20 protein-coding genes, 1 tRNA gene and 4 pseudogenes are annotated in these 25,761 nt (G+C 62.4%); 12 read left to right on the forward strand and 13 right to left on the reverse strand.

The genetic code is table 11. The features are described from left to right. Positions 1-45: 45 nt before the first annotated feature. From quiC to tsaD, 6 genes and pseudogenes are all read right to left on the reverse strand, one after another. Positions 46-1,946: pseudogene (quiC, locus tag LN139_RS18030) on the reverse strand (3-dehydroshikimate dehydratase QuiC). Between the two features lie 167 nt (positions 1,947-2,113). After that, a pseudogene (locus LN139_RS18035) lies at positions 2,114-3,012 on the reverse strand (DMT family transporter). 72 nt (positions 3,013-3,084) lie between these two features. After that, positions 3,085-3,861: an IclR family transcriptional regulator gene (locus LN139_RS18040; RefSeq protein WP_236355461.1), complete on the reverse strand. Its 777-nt coding sequence runs from the start codon at positions 3,859-3,861 to the stop codon at positions 3,085-3,087. 154 nt (positions 3,862-4,015) lie between these two features. Beyond that, entirely contained in the window at positions 4,016-4,621 is a 606-nt protein-coding gene (gene pcaG / locus LN139_RS18045; protein WP_236355462.1) for a protocatechuate 3,4-dioxygenase subunit alpha, read from the reverse strand. Positions 4,622-4,631: 10 nt separating this feature from the next. After that, positions 4,632-5,351 carry a protocatechuate 3,4-dioxygenase subunit beta gene (pcaH, locus tag LN139_RS18050; protein WP_236355463.1) on the reverse strand — a complete coding sequence of 240 codons (720 nt, stop codon included), beginning with the start codon at positions 5,349-5,351 and terminating at the stop codon, positions 4,632-4,634. Between the two features lie 138 nt (positions 5,352-5,489). After that, positions 5,490-6,515, reverse strand: a complete 1,026-nt coding sequence (gene tsaD, locus LN139_RS18055) for a tRNA (adenosine(37)-N6)-threonylcarbamoyltransferase complex transferase subunit TsaD (RefSeq protein WP_236355464.1) — start codon at positions 6,513-6,515, stop codon at positions 5,490-5,492. A gap of 202 nt (positions 6,516-6,717) precedes the next feature. On the opposite strand from tsaD, the gene rpsU reads away from it, so the two are divergent. The 5 genes from rpsU to pdxR all read left to right on the forward strand — a co-directional run bounded on the left by rpsU (position 6,718) and on the right by pdxR (position 12,940). Further along, positions 6,718-6,933: a 30S ribosomal protein S21 gene (rpsU, locus tag LN139_RS18060; protein WP_003255575.1), complete on the forward strand. Its 216-nt coding sequence runs from the start codon at positions 6,718-6,720 to the stop codon at positions 6,931-6,933. Between the two features lie 193 nt (positions 6,934-7,126). After that, on the forward strand, positions 7,127-9,115 hold the full coding sequence (dnaG, locus tag LN139_RS18065) for a DNA primase (protein WP_236355465.1): 1,989 nt from the start codon (positions 7,127-7,129) through the stop codon (positions 9,113-9,115). 67 nt (positions 9,116-9,182) lie between these two features. Further along, positions 9,183-11,030, forward strand: a complete 1,848-nt coding sequence (rpoD, locus tag LN139_RS18070) for an RNA polymerase sigma factor RpoD (protein ID WP_236355466.1) — start codon at positions 9,183-9,185, stop codon at positions 11,028-11,030. A gap of 194 nt (positions 11,031-11,224) precedes the next feature. Further along, positions 11,225-11,301: transfer RNA gene (locus tag LN139_RS18075), tRNA-Ile, on the forward strand. A 241-nt stretch (positions 11,302-11,542) separates the two neighbouring features. Beyond that, the gene (pdxR, locus tag LN139_RS18080) at positions 11,543-12,940 is read left to right on the forward strand and encodes a MocR-like pyridoxine biosynthesis transcription factor PdxR (protein ID WP_236355467.1); all 1,398 of its coding nucleotides are present in this window, start codon (positions 11,543-11,545) and stop codon (positions 12,938-12,940) included. Here pdxR and LN139_RS18085 read toward each other — a convergent pair. The 4 genes from LN139_RS18085 to LN139_RS18100 form a co-directional block, all read right to left on the reverse strand. Next, complete coding sequence (locus LN139_RS18085) at positions 12,937-13,419, reverse strand: carboxymuconolactone decarboxylase family protein (RefSeq protein WP_236355468.1); 483 nt, start codon at positions 13,417-13,419, stop codon at positions 12,937-12,939. The two genes, pdxR and LN139_RS18085, sit on opposite strands and share 4 nt — an antisense overlap. Positions 13,420-13,609: 190 nt before the next feature. Further along, a complete protein-coding gene (locus tag LN139_RS18090; RefSeq protein ID WP_236355469.1) occupies positions 13,610-14,935 on the reverse strand; it encodes a DEAD/DEAH box helicase in 1,326 nt (441 codons plus the stop codon). Between the two features lie 78 nt (positions 14,936-15,013). Further along, on the reverse strand, positions 15,014-15,493 hold the full coding sequence (locus tag LN139_RS18095; RefSeq protein ID WP_236355470.1) for a LabA-like NYN domain-containing protein: 480 nt from the start codon (positions 15,491-15,493) through the stop codon (positions 15,014-15,016). Positions 15,494-15,579: 86 nt separating this feature from the next. Beyond that, positions 15,580-16,278, reverse strand: coding sequence for a DUF2076 domain-containing protein (locus LN139_RS18100; protein WP_236355471.1), 699 nt, complete (start codon positions 16,276-16,278; stop codon positions 15,580-15,582). Positions 16,279-16,446: 168 nt separating this feature from the next. Here LN139_RS18100 and LN139_RS18105 point away from each other — a divergent pair, with 168 nt between their 5' ends. The 3 genes from LN139_RS18105 (at position 16,447) to LN139_RS18115 (ending at position 19,034) form a co-directional block, all read left to right on the forward strand. Continuing rightward, positions 16,447-17,118, forward strand: coding sequence for a hypothetical protein (locus LN139_RS18105; protein ID WP_236355472.1), 672 nt, complete (start codon positions 16,447-16,449; stop codon positions 17,116-17,118). 6 nt (positions 17,119-17,124) lie between these two features. Then, positions 17,125-18,216 carry an endonuclease/exonuclease/phosphatase family protein gene (locus LN139_RS18110; RefSeq protein WP_236360503.1) on the forward strand — a complete coding sequence of 364 codons (1,092 nt, stop codon included), beginning with the start codon at positions 17,125-17,127 and terminating at the stop codon, positions 18,214-18,216. Between the two features lie 89 nt (positions 18,217-18,305). Further along, positions 18,306-19,034, forward strand: a complete 729-nt coding sequence (locus LN139_RS18115; protein ID WP_236355473.1) for a DUF4198 domain-containing protein — start codon at positions 18,306-18,308, stop codon at positions 19,032-19,034. Between the two features lie 14 nt (positions 19,035-19,048). On the opposite strand, the gene LN139_RS25805 is transcribed toward LN139_RS18115, so the two are convergent. Together LN139_RS25805 and LN139_RS25810 are read right to left on the reverse strand one after the other, a co-directional pair. Then, positions 19,049-19,387 carry a helix-turn-helix domain-containing protein gene (locus LN139_RS25805; protein WP_442964337.1) on the reverse strand — a complete coding sequence of 113 codons (339 nt, stop codon included), beginning with the start codon at positions 19,385-19,387 and terminating at the stop codon, positions 19,049-19,051. A 91-nt stretch (positions 19,388-19,478) separates the two neighbouring features. After that, a pseudogene (locus tag LN139_RS25810) lies at positions 19,479-19,934 on the reverse strand (AraC family transcriptional regulator); the annotation flags it as partial. Positions 19,935-20,093: 159 nt separating this feature from the next. Between LN139_RS25810 and LN139_RS18130 the strand changes: the two are divergent. The 4 genes from LN139_RS18130 to LN139_RS18145 all read left to right on the forward strand — a co-directional run bounded on the left by LN139_RS18130 (position 20,094) and on the right by LN139_RS18145 (position 23,217). After that, the gene (locus LN139_RS18130) at positions 20,094-20,849 is read left to right on the forward strand and encodes an SDR family NAD(P)-dependent oxidoreductase (RefSeq protein WP_236355476.1); all 756 of its coding nucleotides are present in this window, start codon (positions 20,094-20,096) and stop codon (positions 20,847-20,849) included. Between the two features lie 192 nt (positions 20,850-21,041). Further along, on the forward strand, positions 21,042-21,626 hold the full coding sequence (locus LN139_RS18135; protein ID WP_236355477.1) for an imm11 family protein: 585 nt from the start codon (positions 21,042-21,044) through the stop codon (positions 21,624-21,626). Between the two features lie 67 nt (positions 21,627-21,693). Continuing rightward, the gene (locus tag LN139_RS18140) at positions 21,694-22,479 is read left to right on the forward strand and encodes a hypothetical protein (RefSeq protein ID WP_236355478.1); all 786 of its coding nucleotides are present in this window, start codon (positions 21,694-21,696) and stop codon (positions 22,477-22,479) included. Positions 22,480-22,566: 87 nt separating this feature from the next. Next, a complete protein-coding gene (locus tag LN139_RS18145) occupies positions 22,567-23,217 on the forward strand; it encodes a hypothetical protein (protein ID WP_236355479.1) in 651 nt (216 codons plus the stop codon). Positions 23,218-23,253: 36 nt separating this feature from the next. On the opposite strand, the pseudogene hrpB reads toward LN139_RS18145, so the two are convergent. Beyond that, positions 23,254-25,745 (reverse strand): annotated as a pseudogene (gene hrpB / locus LN139_RS18150) (ATP-dependent helicase HrpB). Positions 25,746-25,761 lie beyond the last annotated feature (16 nt).

Below are 25,761 nucleotides of genomic sequence, written 5' to 3' on the forward strand. Positions count from 1 at the left end.
GCGCCGATTATGATCCGGCGCGGGCCCCGATTGAAAGGCCGCCAGTCAAAGCCTGGCTTTATGGCCCGCGCCGCTGCGTGCCTTGGCCATCGCCGCCAGGCGAACTGCCACGTTTGCTGCGCCATAGCCGGCGTAACCGCCCTTGCGCTGCAGCACTTCGAAGAAGAACCGGTTCTCGAACGGCTCGGTGTACACGTGGAACAGCTCGCCGCCGTTGGCATCGCGGTCGTACAGCACGTTGTAGTAGGCCAGCTCGCTCAGGAATTCATCATCGAAATCGAAACGCGCGGCCAGGTCGTCGTAGTAGTTGAGCGGGATGTCGAGCAGCGGAAGGCCGGCTTCCTTGGCGTGGTTGACGGTGGCGAAGATGTCCTCGCAATCGAACGCGACATGGTGCACACCGGAGCCGCGGTAGGTGCTCAGCGCATGTGAAATGGCAGTGCCACGGTTCTCCGAGATGTTCAGCGGCAGCCGCACGGTGCTGCAACGGCTGCGGATCGCGCGGCTTTTCACCAGGCCGTAGGGGTCGGGCAACACCACTTCGTCGTCAGCCTTGAAGTCCAGGATGCTTTTGTAGAACAGTACCCAGTTGTCCAGCGCATCCGGCGGCAAGGCCATCGCCATGTGGTCGATGCGCCCCAGCGGGCCGGGGGTGGCAGGCGCGGGCTTTAGGTTGAAGTCGGTCTCGTAGATGGTGCGGCCCTGGGCATCGGCGTCGACCAGGTAGATCAGGCTGCCATCGGGCGCGCGCACGGCGGCCAGCTCGCGCTCGTTAGGGCCGACCAGGCCGCGATAAGGCTGGGCCTTGTAGGCCACGGCACGCTCGAGCGCCTTGGCGCTGTTCTGCACGCGCACGGCGGTGGCACACAGCGAGGGGCCGTGAGCCTCGAAGAAGTTGTGGGCGAACGAGTAGGGTTCTGAGTTGAGGATCAGGTTGATGTCGTTCTGGCGCAGCAGGGTCACGTTCTTGGAGCGGTGCCGGCCGGCTTCGGTAAAACCCAGTTGGCCCAGCCAGTGGCCCAGTTTGGCGCCGGTCGTCTCATCCACGGCGAATTCCAGAAACTCGACACCGTCATAGGGCGCCGCCGCTGGCGGAGCGAACAGGATCTCGGGCTTCGGCTCGCTGCCAGCCAGGCGCTCGCGGGTTTTCTCTTCCAGGTACAGCAGCGAGCGCAAACCGTCGGCAGCATTGGCACGCGGCGGCGCGGCGCGGAAGCCGTCGTTGAAATCTCCAGCGACAACGGGCCGCTGTAGCCGGTTTGCAGGATCGGCGCCAGGAAACCCGGCAGGTCGAAGTCACCCTGGCCAGGGAAGTTGCGGAAATGCCGGCTCCACTCCAGCACGTCCATCGCCAGCACCGGCGCGTCGGCCATCTGCACGAAGAAGATCTTGTCGCCGGGGATCTGTGCGATGCCGGCTGGGTCATCCTTGAGCGAGAGGGTATGGAAACTGTCGAGAATAACGCCCAGCGCCGGGTGATCGGCCTGGCGCACGATGTTCCAGACCTGGCTGTAACGGTTGACATGCCGGCCCCACGCCAGCGCTTCGTAACCGATGCGCAGGCCACGAGCGCCCGCGCGCTCGGCCAGCAGGCGCATGTCGTCGACCAGGATGCGCTCATCGCCCACCGAGTCGGGCGCTACCGTGCTGCACACCAGCACCAGATCGGTGCCCAGCTCCTGCATCAGGTCGAACTTGCGCTCGGCACGGTCGATATTGCGCTGCAGGCGCTCACGCGGCATGCCTTCGAAATCCCGGAACGGCTGGAACAGCGTGATGGCGATGCCCAGGTCGGCGCACATCTGGCGGATTTCGCGCGGGCTGCCGTCGTAGTAGAGCAGGTCGTTTTCGAAGATCTCGACGCCGTCGAAGCCCGCGGCGGCCACCGCCTCGAGTTTTTCCGGGAGGGTACCGCTCAGGGATACCGTGGCGATGGAACGATGCATGACTGGCTCCAGAAGGCAGCGGGCAGGCCTTGGAAAGTGGCCTGTCGAGCGCCTGGTCTACGCGTTTTTGTGAGGGTTCTTATACCGTATATGGCAGAGTTTCTCGCGTACTGCCTGGTTACTTTTCGTTCGATTATCGAACGGTTGTTGCGTTCCATGTGGATGGATCAGTGCCGCGCCTGTTTCTGGGCTCGGCGCTGCAACCAGGCGGCGGCAATGCCCGACAGGCAGATCACACAGATACCTACGACAGCGCTGGGCGACGGAGTGTGATTGAAGATCAGGATGCCGTAGATCCCGGCGAATACGATCTGGCAGTAACCGAACGGTGCCAGCAAGGCAGGCGCCGCGTGGCGGAAGGCCTGGGTGAGCAACAAGTGGGCGCCCATGCCGCAGCCGCCCAACACCAGCATGAACAAGCCGTGCGTCAACGTTGGCCATTGCCAGAAGTACGGCACGATGGCGCTCATGATGATCGTGTTGAAGATGCCGGCGAAGAAGTTGCTGGTGGTTGGGCTGTCGGTTCTGGAAACGATACGGGTGAGCAACTGGTAGGCGCAGAAGCACAACGCCGAACCGAAGGGGAAAGGATCGCCGGCGTGAACAACTCACCACCCGGATGCACGATCACCATCACCCCGCTGAAGCCAACAAGCACGGCCAGCCACTGCCCGGTGCTGACCCGCTCCTTGAGCAGCGGCACGGATAGCGCCGTGACCATCAACGGTGAGAGAAAATTGACCGCCGTGGCCTCGGCCAGCGGGATGTATTGCAGGCCCGAGATGAACAGCAAGCTGGTACCCAGCAGGCACAAAGCCCGCGCCACCTGCAGCAACGGCCTGCGTGTGCGCAGGATGCGCAGGCCCGATTGCGGCAGGAAGATCCCCATCATCAGCAGCGTGTGTACCAGATAGCGGACCCAGATCACCAGCATCACCGGGTAGAAGCCCGACAAATATTTCGAAAGCACATCGTGGCTGGCGAACAGCAGCGTGGCCACCACCATCAGCAGCATGCCCCGAAGAGGCTGTTGCGCGGCGTTGAGCGAGGTGTCGGGGGAAGTCATCGGCGGGAGGCGTTCCAGTACGCGACGGGTTTTACCTATTTAGAACAATGTTCCGAAGCCTGCGCAAGCGCCTCAGCCAAACCACTCCGACACCAGCACCGCTTCAGAAATCTCGGCGGCGGCTGCCAGCAGGGCCGGGGCCAGGGCTGTGAGTTTCTCATCCGGCAAACGCGCACCAGGCCCGGCAATGCTCAGCACTCCTACCGCCGCGCCATGCTGCGGGTGCAGCACCGCGCAGGCAATTGCGGCGGTGCCGATCGCCGAGCTGTCGCGCACTTGAGCGTAGCCGCGCTGGCGTGCCCGGCCAAGTCGCTCCAGAAGCTCGGCGTTGTGCCTGGGTGCGCCCGGCCCGATGGCATCTGGCGTCAATGGCCCTTGCGCCTCTACCAGAGCCAACGCCTGGGCGTCGCTGAGAGTCGCAAGCCAGGCGTGGCCGGAGGCGGTGGGGAACAGCGGCGCATCGCGGCCCATGTCCGGGTCATAGCGCAGCCCTGCGCCAGCGCCCTGGGCCTTGGCGATCCAGGTCAGGCGCTGCTGGGCAATCACACCCAGCCGCACCAGCTCGCTGCTGTCACGGGCAAGGCGGTCGAGAATCGGCTGCACCACATCTACCCCGCTGCCAGCCAGGTGTCGGAAGCCCATGGCCACCAGCCGGGTGGTAAGCAGGTAACGCGCGTTCTCAGCGTTCTGGCGGACATAACCCAGGCGCGAAAGCTCGGCCAGCATGCGGTGAGCCGCGCTCTTGGGCACTTGGGCTTCGTCAGCAAGGCTTTGCAGGGCAAGGCCCCGCGGCGCTTGCGCGAGCAGTTCGATCAGGTGGATGGCGCGTTCGATCTGGCTTCCGGCCATGGGGCATCTCGTCAGGAGGCGATGGCGCCCAGCGAGCGATTTCGCAGGGCGCTGCGGGTGATAGGGCAATGCGGCATAGAGTATGGAACATGGTTCCGCTTTTCCACACCGATGCGCTATCACGCTCAGCGGCTCCTGGCCCAGCGCAGTGAAGTCAGAAGTCGAAGAACACCGTTTCACCTTCGCCCTGGATGCGGATATCGAAACGGTAGGCCGTCTTGCCATCCACTTCGCAACGCTTGGCTACCAGCGTCTCGCGACGCTGTGGTTGCTCGATCAGGTTGAGGATCGGGCACTTGGCGTTGGCTTGGGCTTCGTCATCGAAATACAGCCGGGTTTGCAGGTGGATGTTGATACCCCTGGCGAACAGGCTGACGTTGATGTGCGGCGCCATCGGCACGCCGGCCCCGGTGTGCACCACGCCAGGCTTGATGGTGTTCAGCGTCCATTCACCCGCGTCGAAGGTGGTGGCGGTGCGGCCGAAGCTGTTGAAGGGCTTTTCCAGGTCGAACGCAGTGTCGTAGCGGCCGGAGGCATCGGCCTGCCAGAACTCCAGAAACGAGTCGCGCACCAGGTGGCCGTTGCCGTCGTAGACGTTACCCAGCAACAGGATGTGCTCGCCGGGCGCGCCGGGCCTGGCCATCTGGTTCCAGATTTCCTGGTCGCGCGGCGGGTTGCCGGCTGCAGCCAGGGCCAGGCCGATGTGCACGTAAGGGCCGGCCGTTTGCGAGGGGGTTTCCTTGAGCAATTCGATAGGCATGGGCGGCTCCTCAGCGGTTCTCGAAGTGGGTCTGGCGTTGGCCGCGCAGAACGATGTCAAAGCGGTAGGCCAGGCAATCCATGGGGTTGGCATTGGCCATGTCGAGCCTGGCGATCAGGCTCTGGACCGCTTCGGGGTCAACGATCGACTTGACGATCGGGCACATCGGGATCAGCGGATCGCCCTCGAAATACAGCTGGGTGATCAACCGGGTGGAAATCGACGGGCCGCTGATGGAAAAGTGGATATGCGCCGGCCGCCAGTCATTGGGGCCGTTGCGCCAGGGGTACGGGCCCGGCTTGATGGTGCGGAACTGGTAGTTGCCGTCTGCATCGGTCAGGGCGCGGCCGACGCCGCCGAAATTCGGGTCCAACGGGGCAAGGTAGCGGTCGTTCTTGTGGCGATAACGCCCACCGGCGTTGGCCTGCCACATTTCCACCAGCGTATGCGGCACCGGGCGGCCGTATTGGTCCAGCACACGGCCGGCAACGATGATGCGCTCACCCACCGGCAGGCCGCCGTTGTTGAAATTGAGCAGCAGGTCGTTGTCGTGCTCGCCGAACTTGAGATGAGAGAAATTGGGGCCGGTGCTTTCGCTGGCAGTTTGCGGAACGCTCACCAGCGCCTGGCGCGGGGAGCGGGCTACCGAGGTTTTGTAGTCGGGGGTCAAGGCTTTGGGGTGCCAGTTACGGTCACGGATGACGAAGCGGCTCTGATCCTGATCAGACACGTCGAGCTCCTGTTGTTCGAGTTATAGGGCACGCGCTCACGGGGCGCATGCCGGCCAGTGTCGAACAACCGGCGGCGTTTAAATACTGAAAAGACGATGGCCACTCATAACCTGTGAGTTATGAATGGCTGATCTGGCTCAAATCGCAGGCAATTGTTCCATTGGCCAGCGCGCCTGCACATGGATGCCCAGGCCTTCCTTCTGCCCTGCCAACAAACGCTGGCAACCGGCATAGGCGATCATCGCGCCGTTATCGGTGCAAAACCGTGGCCTGGCGTAGAAAACACCGCCCTTGAGGGCTGCGGTCATGTGCTCGAGCTCCGCGCGCAGGGCCTTGTTGGCACTGACGCCGCCCGCAATCACCAGATGCTTGAGGCCGGTTTGCTTGAGAGCCCGTTTGCATTTGATGGCGAGCGTCTCTACCACGGCCTGCTGGAAAGCGCGGGCCACGTCGCAGCGGGTTTGCTCGCCATCGTCACCGGCCGCCTGGCAGGCCTGCCAGGTATTGAGGGTGAAGGTTTTCAAGCCGCTGAAGCTGAAGTCCAGGCCAGGGCGGTCGGTCATTGGCCTTGGGAAGGTAAAGCGCCCGGGCGTGCCCTGCTCGGCCAGGCGAGCGATCTCGGGGCCGCCAGGGTACGGCAGGCCCATGAGCTTGGCGGTTTTGTCGAAGGCCTCGCCGGCGGCATCATCCAGGCTCTCGCCCAGCAACTGGTACTGGCCGATACCATCGACCCGCACCAATTGCGTGTGCCCGCCGGACACCAGCAATGCAACGAAGGGGAAAACCGGCGGCTGCTCCTCGAGCATCGGCGCCAGCAGATGGCCCTCCATGTGGTGCACACCCAGTGCCGGAATGCCCCAGGCGAACGCCAGCGCCTGCGCGCAGGAAGCGCCTACCAGCAGGGCCCCGACAAGGCCGGGGCCGGCGGTATAGGCGATGGCGTCGATGTCGCGGGCTTCACAGCCGGCGCCGGCCAGCACTTCCCGAATCAGCGGCAGCATGCGCTTGACGTGATCGCGTGAAGCGAGCTCGGGCACCACGCCGCCGTAGACACGGTGCTGGTCGATCTGGCTGAATAGCGCATCTGCCAGCAGGCCGCGCTCGCTGCAATAGAGGGCTACGCCGGTTTCGTCGCAGGATGTTTCCATTCCCAGTACTAGCATGGCTTCTGGTTTCGGGCCTTGGGCATATGAAGAAGGCGCGCATGATAGTCGCCGCTCGCCATGCCGGCCAGCGGTTTTCGATCAGAGGCTTTGCAAACCCCTTACGCAAGGGGTACTATTCGCAACCCTTAAAAACTGACGTATCCAGAGCGCTTTCCGCCATGGGGTACGTTGCCCCGGTAATGAATGAAGGTAGCTCTGGATGCCAGCCGTCAAAGTTAAAGAGAACGAACCCTTCGACGTAGCTCTGCGTCGTTTCAAGCGCTCCTGCGAAAAAGCCGGCGTACTGGCCGAAGTTCGTAGCCGCGAGTTCTACGAAAAGCCCACCGCCGAGCGCAAGCGCAAGGCTGCTGCCGCTGTAAAGCGTCACGCCAAGAAAGTTCAGCGCGAACAGCGCCGCGCCGTACGCCTGTACTGATACAGTCGCACGCTGCAAGCTTCTGCCTGGCCCGGCCCTCAAAAGCCGGGCTTTTGGCAATTGTGTTTTTGGAAAGTGGCACTCTGCTGTCAGTTGCCTGATGTCTCCCTCCAGTTTTTCCCGCCTCGCCCGATACGCTCCTCATTGAAGGGCTTAACGTGACCCACTGGCGCCAACGCCTGAAGGAACCCGTATGGCCGGGCTGATTCCACAGAGCTTCATCGACGACCTGCTCAACCGCACCGACATTGTCGATGTGGTCAGCTCGCGCGTGCAGCTCAAGAAAACCGGCAAGAACTACTCCGCCTGCTGTCCGTTCCACAAGGAAAAGACCCCCTCCTTCACCGTCAGCCCCGACAAGCAGTTCGATCACCGCTTCGGCTGCGGCGCCGGCGGTAACGCACTCGGCTTCGTCATGGACCACGACAACCTGGACTTTCCCCAGGCGGTCGAGGAAATGGCCAAGGCCTTGGGCATGGAGGTGCCGCGCGAGGACGGCCGGCGCAGCAACAAACCGCGCCAGCCTACCGACTCGCCGCTGTATCCGTTACTGGAGGCGGCCGCCGAGTTCTACCGCCAGGCCCTGAAGAACCACCCGCAACGCCGGGCGGCGGTGGAATACCTCAAGGGCCGCGGGTTGTCCGGCGAGGTGGCGCGAGACTTCGGCCTGGGCCTCGCACCGCCGGGCTGGGACAACCTGCTCAAGCACCTGGGCGCCGACACCTTGCAACAGAAGGTGATGATCGATGCGGGCTTGCTGATCGAGAACGCCGACTCCGGCAAGCGCTACGACCGTTTCCGTGACCGGGTGATGTTCCCCATCCGCGACAGCCGCGGCCGGGTGATCGCCTTCGGTGGCCGGGTGCTGGGCGACGACAAGCCCAAATACCTGAACTCGCCGGAAACCCCGGTGTTCCATAAGGGCCAGGAACTCTACGGGCTGTACGAAGCACGCAAGCACAATCGCAACCTCGACGAAGTGATCGTGGTCGAGGGCTACATGGACGTCATTGCGCTCGCCCAGCAGGGCTTGCGCAATGCCGTGGCAACCCTGGGCACGGCCACCAGCGAAGAGCACCTCAAACGGCTGTTTCGCCTCGTGCCCAGTGTGTTGTTCTGCTTCGACGGCGACCAGGCCGGCCGCAACGCCGCCTGGCGCGCGCTCGAGTCAACGCTTGCCAGCCTGCAGGATGGGCGCAAGGCGCGCTTTCTGTTTTTGCCCGAAGGCGAAGACCCCGATTCACTGGTGCGTGCCGAAGGCACCGATGCCTTCCGCGCCCGTATTCATCAGCACGCGCAGCCGCTGGCCGATTATTTCTTCCAGCAGCTGACCGAAGAAGCCGACCCGCGCTCGCTCGAGGGCAAGGCGCACATGGTCACCCTGGCGGCACCGCTGATCGATCGCATTCCCGGCGCCAACCTCAAGGCCCTGATGCGTGCGCGCCTGGCGGAAATCACCGGGCTGTCGGGCGAGGCATTGAGCCAACTGGCGCAACAGGCGCCGGCTGCGCCTCAATCGGTTGCGGCAACGGAATTTGACGTCGGCGGCATCGACTTCGACGGCCATGGCGGCGACTACGCCCCGGCCTACGCCGATTACGCTGCCGACGCCCAGCCGCAGCAATGGGCGCCGCGCCAAGGCGCCGAGCGCAAGCCATGGAAGAAGGACGGCGGAGGCGGCAAACCGTGGCACAAGGGCAAAGGCCGTGGCGATTTCGTACCACGTGCCCCGCGCCCGCCAGTGAGCGTCGAAGCTCCGGTACTCAGCGCGCTGCGAAGTTTGCTGCACCATCCGCAACTGGCTGGCCAGGTCGAAGACGCCAGCCATTTCGCCGATGAGAACCAGGTTTACTCGCAATTGCTGGTGGCGTTGCTGGAGGCACTTCAGAAGAATCCTCAGCTACGCTCCCTACAGTTGATCGCACGCTGGCACGGCACCGATCAGGGCCGCTTGCTGACTGCACTGGCCGAAAAGGAGTGGTTGATCGATGCCGACAACCTTGAACAACAGTTTTTCGACACCATAACCAGCTTGTCGGCGCGCCAGCGTGAGCGCGCCCTGGAGCTGCTGCTCAACAAGGCCCGGCAGGGCCACTCGCTTAGCGCAGAGGAAAAAGACCAGCTGCGCGATCTCTTCAACAGCAAGGCGAACGCACAAACCCCGACCTCAACTGGCGTGTGAGGTCCTAGCTGCGGTATAATCCTCGGCTTGTTTTTTGCCCGCCAAGACCTTAAGTGGATAGGGTGTTATGTCCGGAAAAGCGCAACAGCAATCTCGTATCAAAGAGTTGATCACCCGCGGTCGTGAGCAGGGCTACCTGACTTACGCGGAGGTCAACGACCACCTGCCGGAGGATATTTCAGATCCGGAACAGGTGGAAGACATCATCCGCATGATCAACGACATGGGGATCAACGTATTCGAGAGTGCCCCGGATGCGGATGCCCTGTTGCTGGCCGAGGCCGACACAGACGAAGCCGCCGCCGAGGAGGCCGCTGCCGCATTGGCTGCGGTTGAAACCGATATCGGCCGCACCACCGACCCGGTCCGCATGTACATGCGCGAAATGGGTACCGTCGAACTGCTGACCCGCGAAGGCGAGATCGAAATCGCCAAACGCATCGAGGAAGGCATTCGCGAGGTGATGAGCGCCATCGCTCACTTCCCCGGCACCGTCGATCACATCCTGAGCGAATACGACCGCGTCACCACTGAAGGTGGCCGCCTGTCCGACGTCCTCAGCGGCTACATCGACCCCGATGATGCCATCGCCGAGCCTTCCGAGCCTCCGCCTCCTGCCGACGCCAAAGCGGCGCCCGCTGAAAAGGATGAAGAGGAAGAAGAGGAAAGCGGCGACAGCGACGACGAGGAAGAGACCGAAAGCGGCCCCGACCCGGAAATCGCTCGCCAGCGCTTCGGCGCTGTAGCGGATCAGCTGAAAGTCACCCAGAAGGTTCTGAAAAAGCACGCCCGTGGCAGCAAGGAAGGCGTTGCCGAACTGCTGGCCCTGGCCGAGCTGTTCATGCCGATCAAGCTGGTGCCCAAGCAGTACGAAGGCCTGGTTGAAATGGTGCGCGGTGCTCTGGATCGCGTCCGCACTCAGGAACGCGCCATCATGCAGCTGTGTGTGCGTGATGCCCGCATGCCGCGTGCCGACTTCCTGCGCTCCTTCCCGGGCAACGAAGTCGACACCGCCTGGGCCGAAGGCCTGGCCGCCGGCAAGAGCAAGTACGCCGAAGCTCTGGGTCGCCTGAAGGCTGATGTACAGCGCTGCCAGGAAAAGCTCGTCGCACTGCAGAACGAATGCGGTCTGACCGTCGCCGAGATCAAGGACGTCAACCGTCGCATGTCCATCGGTGAGGCCAAGGCCCGCCGCGCCAAGAAGGAAATGGTCGAGGCGAACCTGCGTCTGGTGATCTCGATCGCCAAGAAGTACACCAACCGCGGCCTGCAATTCCTCGACCTGATCCAGGAAGGCAACATCGGCCTGATGAAGGCGGTGGACAAGTTCGAATACCGCCGCGGCTACAAGTTCTCGACTTACGCCACCTGGTGGATCCGCCAGGCGATCACCCGTTCGATCGCCGACCAGGCGCGCACCATCCGTATCCCGGTGCACATGATCGAAACGATCAACAAGCTCAACCGTATTTCCCGGCAGATGCTCCAGGAGATGGGCCGCGAACCTACCCCGGAAGAGCTGGGCGAACGTATGGAAATGCCTGAGGACAAGATCCGCAAGGTATTGAAGATCGCCAAGGAACCGATCTCGATGGAGACTCCCATCGGCGACGACGAAGACTCCCATCTGGGCGACTTCATCGAAGACTCCACCATGCAGTCGCCGATCGATGTGGCCACCGTCGAAAGCCTCAAGGAAGCCACCCGCGAAGTGCTCTCAGGCCTCACCGCCCGTGAAGCCAAGGTACTGCGGATGCGCTTCGGCATCGACATGAACACTGACCACACCCTCGAGGAAGTGGGCAAACAGTTCGACGTGACCCGCGAGCGGATCCGCCAGATCGAAGCCAAGGCCCTGCGCAAACTGCGCCACCCAACCCGTAGCGAGCACCTGCGTTCGTTCCTGGATGAGTGATAGCTGGCGTTGAAACACCGATCCCCGCCTCTGAGTGATCAGTCGCGGGGATTTTTTTGGGCTTGGTTTTTCGACGAATGGGGCGGTGCCAGGATCAAGAAGTGAACGCGTGAAAAAATCTGCACGTCTTTATTTCTGAATGGTTTTTCGGATGGTGCCAGGCGTAGGAGCTGGTTATAATCGGCGGCCTGTCAGGGCCTATAGCTCAGTTGGTTAGAGCAGAGGACTCATAATCCTTTGGTCCACGGTTCGAGTCCGTGTGGGCCCACCAGACATCCCCAAAGCCGCGCAATTGCGCGGCTTTTGCGTTTTCGGCATGTGTCTACGGCTAGCCACCCACGGTACCTTTCGCCATCCAATTACAAACCCGGCACGACCTGTTCATACTTGCGGTCAGTCAGCGCAGATTCGACTTCAAAGGTGATGGTCATACGCGAATCCAGTGCAAGCAAAGGCGCTGGCGCCAAGGTAATCTGGGCCTGGCCGCATCCGCAATTACTGACTGTCCAACAATGATCAAGCTCCCCCTCCACCACCAACTCTACCAACGCATCCGCACCGCCATCGAAACCGGCACACTCCAGCCAGGCGAACGCCTGCCTTCGGTCCGCGCATTGGCCAAGGAAATGGGCGTGGCGCGGGGTACCGTCGACCAGGCCTGGGCCCAGTTGACCGGCGAGGGCTACCTGCTGGCTCGCGGCGCAGCCGGCACGGTGGTGAACCCTAACCTGCGCCTGCCCAACACTCCGCATGCCAAACCCGAGACACTGCCAGCGCAGGGTGCGCACTTCCCCGACACCCTCTGGCGCCCCGCCACCCTGCTCCCCTTCCAGATGGGTGTGCCGGCGCTCGACGCATTCCCGCGCAAGCTGTGGGCACGCATGGGCGCACGCTACCTGCGCGCCATGGGCACAGAAGCACTGGACTATCCGCCGCCCCACGGCCTGCCCGATCTGCGCGCAGCCATTGCGGCGTACCTGCAGATGGCGCGCGGTTTGCGTTGCGAGGCAGGGCAAGTCTTCATCACCAGCGGCTGGCGGCACAGCCTGGCGCTGGTTGCGCAGGCATTGCTAAGCCAAGGGGATGCGGTGTGGGTAGAAAACCCCGGTTACCCGCCCACGCGCCAGTTGCTGCGCGAAGCAGGTTTTACGCCAGTGCCGGTCGCGGTCGATGAGCAGGGCCTGAATGTGGATCAAGGCATCATCGAAGCCGCCCACGCGCGCCTGGCGGTCGTGACGCCCGCCAACCAAAGCCCGCTGTCGGTGAGCCTCTCCCTCCCGCGCCGGCAGGCGTTGCTGGCCTGGGCGAGCCAGGCAAACAGCTGGGTGCTGGAAGATGACTACGACGGCGAGTTCCGCTACAGCAGCCGGCCTCTGCCGGCCCTGGCCAGCCTGGATGCGAGCTGCCGGGTGCTCTACTCGGGCACCTTCAGCAAAGTGCTGTTCCCCGGCCTGCGCGTGGCCTATCTGGTGGTGCCGGCAAGTGAGGTAGAGCGCTTCGAGCACACCAGCCGCTGCTTTTTCGCGGGCGCCGTGCCGGCGATGGTGCAGGCGCAGGTTCAGGCGTTCATGGCTGAGGGGCACTTCACCCGGCACATCGCGCGCATGCGCAAGCTCTATGCTCAGCGCCGCCTCGAGGCGGCCGATGCGCTGGCACAAGGGCTGGGCGCCGGGATGAGAGCGGAGCCTGCACCTGGCGGCATGCACCTGCTGCTGAAGCTGGCCGCGCATCTGGATGACCGATGGCTGGCCCAACAACTGCTCGCCCAAGGCATGGCTGTGCAGCCGTTGTCGCAGTGGTACGCAGCGGATCCCGCTGTTCCGGGCCTGCTGATTGGCTTCACCCATTGCAGCGACCCAGCGGATGCGTTTCGCCTGGGCCAGGCCATCCGGCGCCTAACAGGTTTTTAATTGAGCCCGGATTTATCCAATCCATACAGTTCATCGCAGCTTCCCGGCACTGCGGTGAAGGCCACCCCCAACCGATTCCAGCCATTGATGGCGATGATCAGGTAAGTCAGCTCAGCCACTTCTTTCTCGGAGAACTGCTCACGCACCTGAGCGTACTCGGCCTCGTTCACGCCCTTGGGTGGCAGGTGCGTGAGCACCTCTGTCCAGGCCAAGGCTGCGCGCTCGCGGGCCGAGAACAGCGGCGACTCGTGCCAGATCGCAACGTGGTGCAACCGCAGTTCACGCTCGTCGTGAATGCGCGCTTCCTTTACGTGCATGTCCACGCAGAAAGCGCAGCCGTTGAGCTGCGAAGAACGCAGCATCACCAGGTGCTTGAGCGGTGCCAGCCATGGCGTTCTGCGGGTGAGTTCGAGAGTGAAGTCCAGGTATTTGGCGCTGGCTTCGGCGGCGAGTTGGGTGTAGTCGAGGCGTTGGGTCATGGATGCTACCTATGCTGTGGAAATAACTGGACGCACATTAGGTAGTATTGGCCTAGTTAAATAGAGCCAAGAATTGCGTTTTGATTTAGGCCATGAGCCGATTAGCGAGATTATTCGGCTCATTGGGTGAGCCGAATAATGATCGGCCAATGCTCAAGCGGAAAAAGCCGCTGGCCGTTCTCGATCTATTTCAAGGCTTACGCTTGCGCGGCCCGGTATTGAACTTGGGCACTTTGCGCACCGCCTGAATCTCCGGCTGCGGCGTGTCGTTGTTTTCCACCCAGCGCCCCAGCGAGCCCTTGGCACCTGCGGTTTTCGGCTTCTTGGGCTTCTTCGGTTTCTTGATCACTTCACCGCTTGCGGTGGTTTCCGGCACGCGGTGGTCGGGCTCGAAGCCAGGCTCATCGACCCGCTTGATCACTTGCCGGGTCAACCGTTCGATTGCGGCCAACTGGTCGACTTCATCGGCGCACACCAGCGATACGGCCTCACCTGTGTTACCCGCGCGCCCAGTGCGGCCGATGCGGTGCACGTAGTCTTCGGCGTTGATGGGCAGGTCGAGGTTGACCACCTGCGGCAGGTCCTGGATATCCAGCCCACGCGCAGCCACGTCGGTGGCGACCAGAATCGCCAGCTCGCCGGCCTTGAACTGATCCAGCGCGCGCTGGCGTGTGGCCTGCGGGCGGTCGCCGTGGATGCCGTCGGCGGCGTAGCCCTGGCCTTGCAGGCGCTCGACCAGTTGGTCGACGCCGTTGCGGGTTTTGGCGAACACCAGCACCTGCTTCCAGCGCTTGGTTTTTAGCAGATGGCAGAACAGGTCGGCCTTGCGCTTTTTGTCCACCGTCACCAGCCATTGCTTCACGCTGCTGGCAGCAACGTTGCGCGGGCTGACTTCCACCGACAGCGGCTCGTCGAGCATCTGCCCGGCCAGCAGGCGGATCTCGTCGGAGAAGGTGGCAGAGAACAGAAGCGTCTGGCGGCGCTTGGGCAGGCTGGCATAAAGGCCGCGCAGCTCCTCGGCAAAGCCCAGGTCGAGCATGCGGTCGGCTTCGTCGAGCACCAGCGCCTGCACCTGGTTGAACTTGACCGCGTTCTGCCGGAACAGGTCCATCAGCCGCCCGGGCGTTGCCACCAGCAGGTCGACACCACGGCGCAGGCGCATCATCTGCGGGTTGATGCTGACGCCGCCGTACACCGCATAGGTGCTGACCGGCAGCGCCTCAGCGTAGGCACTCACGTTGGCGTGCACCTGCTCGGCCAGCTCGCGGGTGGGTACCAGTATCAAAGCACGCACCGAATTGCTGGAAACCTTTGCCCCCTCCTGCGCCAGGCGCTGCAGCAGCGGCAAGGCAAAGCCTGCGGTCTTTCCGGTGCCGGTCTGAGCGGCGGCCATCAGGTCGCGGCCAGCGAGCACGGCAGGAATGGCCTTTTGCTGGACTGGCGTGGGCTCGCTGTAGCCCAGGGCTTCCAGGGTGCGCAGCAAAGGGTCGATCAGGCCGAGGGAGGCGAAGGTCATGGCGGTACCAATCAGGGTGGGGCAAATGCGGGCGCGCAGTTTACACCAGTGTGCGCCCGCCGAGCGCCACTGCCCGGCTCAATGGCGCAGCAGCAGGCTGCCTTCGATGGGGATGTAGCGGCTGGCGGCGCGGATCAATGCGCCTGCGGTCAGCCCCGGCACACCGTAGGCGGTGGCCTGCACGCCATTGCGCTCGATCACTCGCTGCAGCAGCAGGTCGAAATCGCCGTCACCGGAAGCCAGCACGACTTCATCGACGTCAGGTGCGGCGTCGAGCACATCGATGGTGATACCAACGTCCCAGTCGCCCTTGGCCGAGCCATCGGCGCGCTGAATGTAGGGCTTGAGCTTCACGGTGAAACCCAGGTTGCGCAGGATCTGCTGGAACTGCTGCTGGCGCGGGTCGCCACGCTCGGTGGCGTAGGCATAAGCCTTGACGATCTGGCCCTCGCGGCTGATCTGCTGCCAGAAGGCCGAGTAATTGAAGTGGCAACCGTAGGCCTGGCGCACGGTGTAATACAGGTTCTGTACATCGGCGAACACAGCGATGGTCTTCACACCTGCCCCTTTTCGGCTGGATACGGAAGCGCCGCCCGAAGGCGGCGCTGCGTGGTCAGGCGAGCAGTATGCCAGCCCTTGGGGGTTCAGACGTAATCATCGTCGTCGAAGGTGCCGCCGTCGGCGCCGTCGCTGCCCCAATCGGTGTTGGCGAAGCCGCCTGGGTCCTGGTCGCTCCAGTTGCCTTGGTTGCCTTGGTCGGCCACCTGGCCTTGATCGTAGTTTGCCGGCTCATCGCGAATTACCTCGACGATCTCCTCCGGGGCACTGTTGTGGTGGAACAGGCTGCTGATGCCCTCGGCCAGCATCACACCACCGGCCACGCCCGCAGCGGTCTGCAGCGCGCCACGCATGAAACCGCCGCCGGCCGGCGCAGCCTGGGGCTGTGGCGGCGGCGCGTAATTCTGCTGCGGCGCAGGCTGGCCCCAGCCGCTGTTGGGGTCACGCCACCCACCTGCGCTGCGCGGAGCCGGCGCAGGTTCGCGGTTACCGCCACCGAACAGGTTGGAGAGAAAGCCGCCACCGCCCTGTTGAGCCGGCGCCTGAGCGCGGCTGCGCGCCTCATCGAGCTCGGCCTGGAGCTGGCGCTTCTGCTCGTCCATGCGCTTGAGCGCAGCTTCCTGCACCAGGATGGCCTGGGCCATGTAATAGGCCGCAGACGGCTGTGCAGCAAGGTGTTGCTTGATCAACTGGTCGGCCTGAGCGTCGCGCGCGCCGCCCTCGGCCTCGGCCTTTTTCAAACGGGTAAACAGGCCATCGATCAGGGTTTGTTCATCACTGTTCATGGCGACCTCGCAAGTTGCCCAAAGAATTGGCGCATTGGCCAGACGAGAAAACAATGCGGCCCGGCCCTGGGCCTTTCAATCCATACCACGCATTAAAGTTAATTTATCCAGCCGGCTGATCGGCTACAGTGACGCCTGCTTTGCCCACCCGATCTCGATGCGAACCCGATGAATCCGCTGACCGTTGTCCAAGACGCCTTGTATTTCTTCCGCCGCCACCTGCTGGCCATCGCTGCGCTGTGCCTGCCACCGATCGTGCTGGAAGCGCTGGCGGAGCAACTGGTAGCCCACAGCACCGGGCCCAAGGGCTCACCTGTGTTCGACATCCTCGTCGGCCTGCTGTTCTATCCCTTGTACACCGGCGCCCTGATCCTGTTCCTCGACGCCCGCAGCCACGGTGACAACCCACGCACCCAGGATCTTTGGGCCATGGCCCTGCGCCTGTGGCCGACTTTTGCCCTGCTGGCGGCACTCAATACGCTGTGCATCATGCTGGGGATGTCGTTGTTCGTGCTGCCGGGGTTGTGGGTGATGGCCAAGCTGGCGTTCTCGGAATACCTGATGGTGCTGCGGGGGTTGCCCCCGCTCACTGCAGTCAAACAGAGCTTTCTGCTCACGCAGGGCCACTTCTGGCGCATCCTGTCGTGCATCCTGCTGGTGCTGGTGCCATTGTGGGCAATTGATTGGGCGAGCAGCCAGGTCTACCCGCCGGAAGGCGGCAACAGGCTGGTGCAACTGGTGATCGATAGCCTCAACAGCTTCTTGCAACTGTTCACCACGGTCGTGCTGTATCGCCTGTTCATGCTGGTGGCCGACCCCAGCCTGCGTGAGCAGCGCTAAGGCAAACTGGTGAAACACCTGCGGACAGCCTGGATGCTGGCCCTGATGGCGCTGGTCGCACTCGGGCTATGGGCCTACAAAGCCAGCTGGCACCCGCCAAAACATGAGCCCCTGGCTGTGCAATGCCAGAAGCAAGCACCAGACCTGGTGCCTGGCCAGGCGCTGAAGGTGATGACCTGGAACCTCCAGTACCTGGCCGGCACCCGCTACGTGTTCTGGTACGACGAAAACCACGGCAGCGATACCCGCCCCACTGAGGCAGACCTTGCCCACACGCTCGATGAAGCCGTGCGGGTGATCCGCGCTGAGCGCCCCGACGTGCTGTTGCTTCAGGAGGTGGACAACGGCGCCAAGGCCTCCGCCTATCAAGACCAGTTGGCCCTGCTGCGCGAACGCCTGGCCGACCTCTACCCTTGCGCCGCTCAAACCTACACCTGGAAAGCGAGCTTCGTACCAGATCGCCACATCCTCGGCAGCGCCGGGCGTACGCTGGCAACGCTGAGCCGCTATCGCATCAGCCAGGCCGAACGCAGCGCTCTACCCTTGCCCGGCAATGCCATCAGCCGCCTGTTCGGCCCGCGCCATGCGGTGCTGACCACCTGGCTACCGGTGCAGCGCAGCACGCCGCTGGCGGTGCTCAACACCGAACTGGATCACTACCGCACAGGTGACGCGGCCCAGCGCGAGCAATTGATCACCCTGCTGCGGCACATCGACAAGCTGGAGAGCCAGGGCACGCCCTGGCTGGTGGGCGGCGACTTCAACGCGCTGCCGCTGGGCCAACACCCGTTGCTGGCGCCCGAACACCGCGAGCGTTACTCACCCACCAACGACCTGCACCTGCTGTGGGAACGCTATCCGATGATCCCCAGCAACGCCGAAGCCAGCGGCGCCGAACGCCAGCACTGGCTGAGTCATCGCCCCAACGGCAGCCCGCAGCCGGGCCCGAGCCGCACCCTGGACTACCTGTTCCACAGCCCGGCGCTGAGCCGCCTGGAGGCGCAGGTGCGCCAAGGCGACACTCTCGGCATCTCCGATCACCTGCCGCTGATCGCCCGCCTGCTCTTGCCCGATGCCCCCGTGGACCCCGAACAATGAGCATCGGCAAAATCTGGTAACAGTACCGAACAGGATTTTACCACCGCCGCTTCGTTAGCTTAGTGCTCCTTCCGACAACGAGGCTCTACATGAAACGTTTCTCGCTGCACCTGCTCGCCGCCGCCCTGCCACTGCTCGCCGCCACCCACGCCAGCGCCCACGGCCTCTGGACCGAACAACGCCGTGGCCACATCGAAGTGGTGGTCGGCGAAGGCGCCGAAGACGACGCCTTCAACCCCGCCCAGGTCAAAGCCGCCCACGCCTGGAATGGCAAAGGCGATGCACTGAAGGTCGAGATCGAGAAACTCAAGGACCACGCCCGCGTGGTGCCCGCCAAGGGCGCAGCGGTGGTGGCCGTGGAATTCGACGCAGGCGTCTGGACCAAGGACGCCGAAGGCCAATGGGCCGAGAAACCCAAAGCCGAGGTGAAGAACGCCGTATCCACCACCCAGGGCCTGCGCTACAGCCTGGCGATCAACGACCACTACACCCAACTGCCCAAGCTCGACAAACTGGGCCTGGTGATCGTGCCGCAAGTGGACCCGACCGCTGTCGGCCAGGGCAAGCCGCTGGCCGTGCAGGTGCTGTCCAACGGCAAGCCGGTCGAAGGGGTCAAACTCTACGAAGACTTCCGCAACATGCCTGAACAGGCCGGAGTCACTACCGACAAGGACGGCCGCGCGCAGGTCACCGTGCGCAACGAGGGCTTGAACGTGATCGCCGCCTACAGCGACGCCAAGGTCGAGGGCAACAAGGCCATCGATTCGTACGGCTACTTCAGCTCTCTGACGTTCGTCGGCGCCGAGCACCACGAGTAACGCCCCACCGCGGCTCAGCCTGCCCGGCTGAGCCGCGCTTTCATTTCCCGCACATCCCTGGCTGGCGGCAGGCCGAACAGGCGCCCGTACTCTCGGGTGAATTGCGGCACGCTTTCATAACCCACCTCAAAAGCGCAGCGGGCGACCGGCAGCCCCTCCAGCAGACGCTGCCTTGCCTCGATCAACCTCAACTGCTTCTGGTACTGCAACGGCGTGAGCGTGGTCACCTGCCGAAAGTGCGCGTGAAACGCCGACAGGCTCAGCCCAGCAGTTTCGGCCAATTGCTCCATGCGCAGCGGCTGGTTGAATTCGGCGCGGATCCGCCCGATCGCCCGGCTGATCTTTTCGCGCATGGCTGCTGGGCACGCCCAGCGCACGCAAGGCACCGCCGTGGCGGCCAGCCAGCAACCAGTAATGCAACTCGCGCATCAGTGGGCCCTGGAGAATCGGCACAGAGGCGGGGCGTTCGAGCAAGTTCAGCAACCGCAAGGCCGCCTGGGCCACCTCGGCATCGGTCGGCTCAACGCGCACCCCCGAGCTGGCGCTGAACGGCGCGCTGCCCATCTCCATCACCAACGCTTCGATCAGCCCGAGATCCAGCTCGATCACGAACGCGTAGTAAGGCCGGCCGGCGCTGGCCTGAGTGATCTGGCTGACGGTCGGCACGTCCGCACTGATGACCAGCGACTGCCCCGCAGAGAACTCGAACGCCTGATTGCCGATAGCCACTCGCTTGCTGCCTTGCAGCACCAGCGCCACCAAGGGCCGGGAGATGGCGTAGAGCAATTGCGTGGGTGAGGTTTCGCGCAACACCGACACCCCGGCAAACGGTGTACGGGCCACGCCTTGGTGTTGATGGGCATCGGCATACCGGCGGGCGACGTCGAGCAAGGTGGGCATGAGTGAGCACTCGCAGTTGAAGCGAGCCCATTTCAGCGCGCCCAGGCCCTGCGCACAACCCACGCCGGCTGAACAGGCAAGGCCTGGCGAGGATCAGGCAACTTCATCACCGGGACGGCCCTATCGTGGGTTTCCCTCACAGCTTTCAAGGAGCTCAGCATGGCCACCGTCTCGATCATCACCGGCGCCAGCCGCGGCCTGGGCCGCAACACCGCGCTGGCCATCGCCCGCCAGGGCGGCGACGTCATCCTCACTTACCGCGAAGGCCAGGCGCAGGCCCAGGCGGTGGTCGAGCAAATCCGCGCCATGGGCCGCCAGGCGCTCGCTCTGCCACTGGATGTCAGCGCCCTGCACACACTGCCCGCCTTCGCCGAAGCGGTTTCCGCAGCCTTGGCCAGCCACTGGCAACGGCCACGCTTCGACCACCTGATCAACAACGCAGGCCAAGGCGAGATGGCGCCGCTGGCAAGCACCACCGAAGCGCAGTTCGACGCGCTGTTCGGCACCCACGTGAAAGGCACGCTGTTCCTCACCCAGGCGTTGCTGCCGTTGCTCGAAGACGGCGGGCGCATCGTCAACTTCTCTTCGGGGCTGACCCGCGTGTCGATGCCCGGCTTCGCCGCCTACGCCGCCGCCAAGGCAGCGGTCGAAATGCTCACCGTGTACATGGCCCGCGAATGGGGCGAGCGCGGCATCACCGCCAACTGCGTCGCGCCTGGTGCCATCGAAACGGACTTTCTCGGCGGCGCAGTGCGCGACACCCCCGCACTCAACCAGCAATTCGCCGCGATGACTGCCCTTGGGCGCACAGGGGTGCCAGAGGATATCGGGCCGATGGTCGCCAGCCTGCTGGCACCGCAGAACCGTTGGGTGACGGGGCAGCGGATCGAGGTGTCGGGTGGGCAAGGGATCTGAGAGCAGCATGGCTGAGGCAGCACGTGGTCCAACGAAAACCTCAATTTTTTTACCGCGCCTGTTAAGCAGATTCTCAGGAAAACTGGCTCCGTCGAGCGACGTATCAGGATGAGCTTTGGAGCAGATACACTGCGTTTGCAAGACAAGGACCCAGGGCCGAAAGGCACTAGATCAGCATGTTAAAGGAAATACATGAATTACTATTCGCTTTGCCATGAGTACTTGATCGACGGTTTTACTGATGGGAACGTAAAGTTTTCTCCGGCGCTTGAAGATCATTATCAAACGGGAAGGGATTTTTGTTTTTCGAACACATCGGTTTCTCTTATCATGGATAAGAAAGTCAAGAGATTGACATCTGATTTCTTTTTGACCACTTGCGGAGCTTTCTTCATGTCTGAGGAAATGAAGGAGGTAGTCGACGACTGTAAAAATCAGCTGGTTTTCATTCCTGCAGAGACCAAATATTTCAATGGCGAGATTACGGAAAAGAAATACTATTTTATTCATGATAGTAGAAAAATTTCCTGTTTCGACTATTTTCAATCCGAGTACTCTGGAAAAGCACTGACTATCAAAAATAAACAATCGGGAGTGCTGGCGAAAGATCATAGAGTTCGAGGAGTCAAAAAATTTGTCGTTGATGCGTCATCATCTGAAGGGTTGGATTTTTTATTCGTCAACAACGTGATTTGGATAGATCCAGTCGTGTCGGAGCTCTTGGTTGAAAAGGTCAAAAAGCATAAGTTGTTAGTAAGGTTTGAACCCATCGGGTAGCGAATTGTGTTGTTGATATTGGACTTACAATAAAAGTAGCGAAATCAGTTGCGTGACAGGAGCAAAAATGGACAACTCATTGAAGAAAGCGCTCAAGGCATTTCTTTCAGCTGGCTCCCTGGAAAAAATGCAAGATCAATCACTGATAACGGCTCTCCGCGAAAACGACATAATCATACCGAGCATCGATATGAGCCATGATGAGCTTTTGGATAAGCTTCATCATCAAATAAATCTAACGATCAAAAAAAGAGTAGTGGATTCCTTTCTGTTTGGTTTGGAACATGGCCGTGCCGAGTATAGAGCGGCTTTGCCTGCATTCGCGATCGCTTCTAAATTACCGCATCATTCTTTTGAGTCAAATGACGCTGTGCAATGCGATATATGCGGGGGCTTTAAAACTCGAAGCATGAATTTCACGCTTTATAACATTATGCGATATGTAGACGGCGCTACCAACAGTGGAGCGCCTGAACAGCTCTATATTTTTTTGAAAAAGCACAATGAGTCTGAAATCAAAGAAGCCGTATCACTCTCTGCGTTTAGTGAGCTCTTGATGCTTCTAAGAAATTTGAGCGATGACGATACTCTTATGACGCTTGAAAGAAAGATGAGATCGCTTTCTTCTTGCAAACTGACAAAAAATGAGGCGCGCGGTTTGATTGATCTGTTAGGGCATCTCAGTGTTTTGGAAAGCCCTGAGCATAAAGGCTTTTTGTCAGGGTTTAAAAATATCGGCACAATGCCCAGAAAGTCTCGCTCCAGTGAGTGGAGCTATCCTGCAGATTTCTGGAAGGGCCAGTTTGGTGTCAATGAAGCTGCACTGAAGTTCTGGTTTGAGGAATATTTATAGAGTTTGATAGCCGTAAAGGAGTGCAGTGGATATAGGCAGGATATTGTGCTTTGGTGTTCGCGTTTGATGTTTTAGCAGGGGTGCATAATGAGCAAGGAAGATAGAATTTATTTTGAAAAAGAACTCACCAAACATCTGCGCGGTATTGAATATCCTGGATTGACAATCAGGGTCGTGAAAGCAGGTGTGAAATTCCTCTGGAACAAAACCGTCGTTGCTGAGCTTGATTTTCAGTTTGTGTTGAGGGCAAATTCATACACTCTGCAGGGGCGTGTGTTTGGCGGGCCGATATTTGAATGCTCCCAAAAACATATTCCACCTTACAGAAGCAATATCTATAACGAAGGATGTTTTTCCTTTACCACATCGGGAAGGCAGGATAAAAAATTTAGCGATAATGTATGTGGTGATATTGGCGCCCCTAAATTAGACGAAGTCGCTAGTATGTGTCAGCGTATCCGGCGATCGTTAGAGGGCTACTACGTTCCGCTGATCGCTGGATGTATCATTCCAAATCACAGCACTGTTCAGAATGTTTTAGAGTCGCCGACGGATTACGCCTATCCTGCTGTATTTATTCATTCCGCGATAACGTGCAACCCTGCGTGTATCGATAAACAGATGCTGGATAGGCTGTTATCCAATAACAAGATCATCAAAAATAAAGCTTTTGACCTGGCCTTGTTCAATAATCTTCAGGCGCTGTATGGCTGCTGTACAGGACCACAGGACAGCTAAAGCCAAACGGGTTTGCGAGGCCCCGTCGGGGCCCCATCAAGTCCCCCTCGGCTTCGCCCGCGCCGTAGGCTCGGCCACCAATGGATCTTCAGGCCAATAATGCTTCGGATACCGCCCCTTCAAATCCTTCTTCACCTCGGCATAGGTATTGCGCCAGAAGCTCGCCAGATCCTGCGTCACCTGCACCGGCCTGCGCGCCGGCGAGAGCAGGTGCAGCTTGACCACTTGCCGGCCGCCGGCGATGCGCGGGGTGTCGGCCAGGCCGAACAGCTCTTGCAGGCGCACCGCCAGCACCGGCGGATGCTCGCTGTAGTCCAGGCGGATATTGGAACCGGAAGGCACGCCAATGCTGACCGGCGCGAGGCTGTCCAGTTGTTGCGGCAAAGGCCAGGGCAGGCTGTTGCGCAGGATCGAGGCCAGGTCCAGCTGGCTGAAATGGCTGAGCCGGCTGACCTTGCCCAGGTAGGGCTGCAGCCAGTCTTCAAGCGTTGCCAGCAATGCGCCGTCGCTGACATCAGGCCAAGTGCTGCCAGGGCCGTCGAGGCTGCGCAGGAGCTGCACGCGGGCCTGCCATTGGCGCAATTCAGGCGTCCAGGGCAGCAGCTCCAGGCCCTTGCGCCGCACCAGCCCGAGCAGGGCGCTGGCACGCGCTTCGTCGCTCAGGCTGGGCAAGGCCTGGCGGCTGATCACCAGCTCACCCACGCGCACCTGGCGTTCGGCCTTGAGCACGCCCTCACGCTCGTCCCAATCGAGCAGGTCCACTTCCCGGCGCTGGTCGCTCAACACGCTATCGAACAACGCTTCATCCAATTCAGCGGCCAGCCAGATGCGTTCCTCACGCTGGCCCTGGCGGCTTCCAAGGTCGGCAATCGCCAGCCAAGGGTGCTTCATCAGCGCATCCGCCTCGCCGAACTGCGCAGCACGGCCGTTGGCCAGGCGGTAGTCGGCCCCACCGGCACGTCGTTGCTGGGCGATGCGGTCGGGGTAGGCGAAGGCCAGCAGCGCGCCGACCCAACGGGAGTGTCCGGGGTCGCTCACAGGCTTACGAGGCTGCCCACGCAAGCCGGCGCGGTATTGCCGGGCGACCTGCCGCACCCGCTGGGCGCCGCCGCGGCCCTGGCCGATGGCCGCAAGGCGCTTGTGCAGGTCGGCGCCGCTGCCGGGCAGCAGGTCGCGCTCGCTGAGCAATGCGGCTACGTCGCAGGCAAGGTCAGCCAGGCCCAGGGCCTGGCCACGCAGCAGCAGATGGGCGATGCGCGGGTGCGCCGGGAGCTCGGCCATGGCCTGGCCGTGCGGTGTCAGGCGGCCTTGCTCGTCCAATGCGCCGAGCCGCGCCAGCAGGTCACGGGCTTGGGCGCAGGCGGCCTGGGGCGGCAGGTCGAGCCAGCGCAGGTCTTGCGGTGCGACGCCCCACTGGGCCAGTTGCAGAGCAAGGCCGGATAGATCTGCCTGGAGCATCTCCGCCGGACTGAAGGCTGCCAGTTGTTCGTGCTGGTCCTGCGACCACAGCCGGTAGCACACACCTGGCTCCAGGCGCCCGCGCGGCCGGCACGCTGGGTGGCGCTGGCGCGGGAGATGCGCTGGGTGTCGAGGCGAGTCATGCCGCTGCGCGGGTCGAAGCGCGGCACCCGCTCCAGGCCCGAGTCGACCACCACACGCACGCCTTCGATGGTCAGGCTGGTTTCGGCGATGTTGGTGGCCAGCACGATCTTGCGCTGGCCGGCCGGCGCCGGGTCGATGGCTGCGCGCTGCGCATCCAGGCTCAGCTCGCCGTGCAGCGGGCACAGGCGAACGTCTGCCCGTTCCCCCAGCGCTTCGGCCAGTTGCTCGTGGGTGCGGCGGATCTCGCCCAGGCCCGGCAGGAACACCAGCAAGCTGCCTGCCTGCTCGTCCAGCGCTTGCAGGCAGGCTTGCACCACCCGTGGCTCGATGCGCTCGCCTGGCTGCGCCGGCCGGCTCCAGTGGGTGGCCACCGGGAACATGCGCCCTTCGCTGGTCAGTACCGGCGCGTCATCGAGCAGCCGCCCCAGGCGCTCACCGTCGAGCGTGGCAGACATCACCAGCACCTTGAGTGCAGGCTGCTCGCGCAGCAGCTCGCGCCCGTTGAGCGCCAGTGCCAGCGCCAGGTCGCCTTCCAGGTTGCGCAGGTGGAACTCGTCGAAGATCACCAGGCCCACGCCGTCCAGCGCAGGGTCTGCCTGCAGGCGGCGGGTGAGGATGCCCTCGGTCACCACTTCGATGCGCGTGCGCGGGCCGACCTTGCTTTCGAGCCGCACCCGGTAGCCCACGGTTTCGCCAACCGCTTCGCCCAGTTCAGAGGCCAGGCGCTGGGCGGCCGCGCGCGCGGCCAGGCGCCGTGGTTCGAGCATCAGGATGCTTTGCCCGGCCATCCACGGCTCATCGAGCAGCGCCAGCGGCACACGGGTGGTTTTACCGGCGCCGGGTGGCGCTTGCAGCACCACTTCGTGGCGCGCCAGCAAGGCTTGGCGCAGCGCCGGCAGCACGGCATCGATGGGCAGGGAATTCATGGGGCCTCCAGATCGC

The sequence above is a fragment of the Pseudomonas sp. KNUC1026 genome (genome assembly GCF_021650705.1).
Classification (GTDB): domain Bacteria; phylum Pseudomonadota; class Gammaproteobacteria; order Pseudomonadales; family Pseudomonadaceae; genus Aquipseudomonas.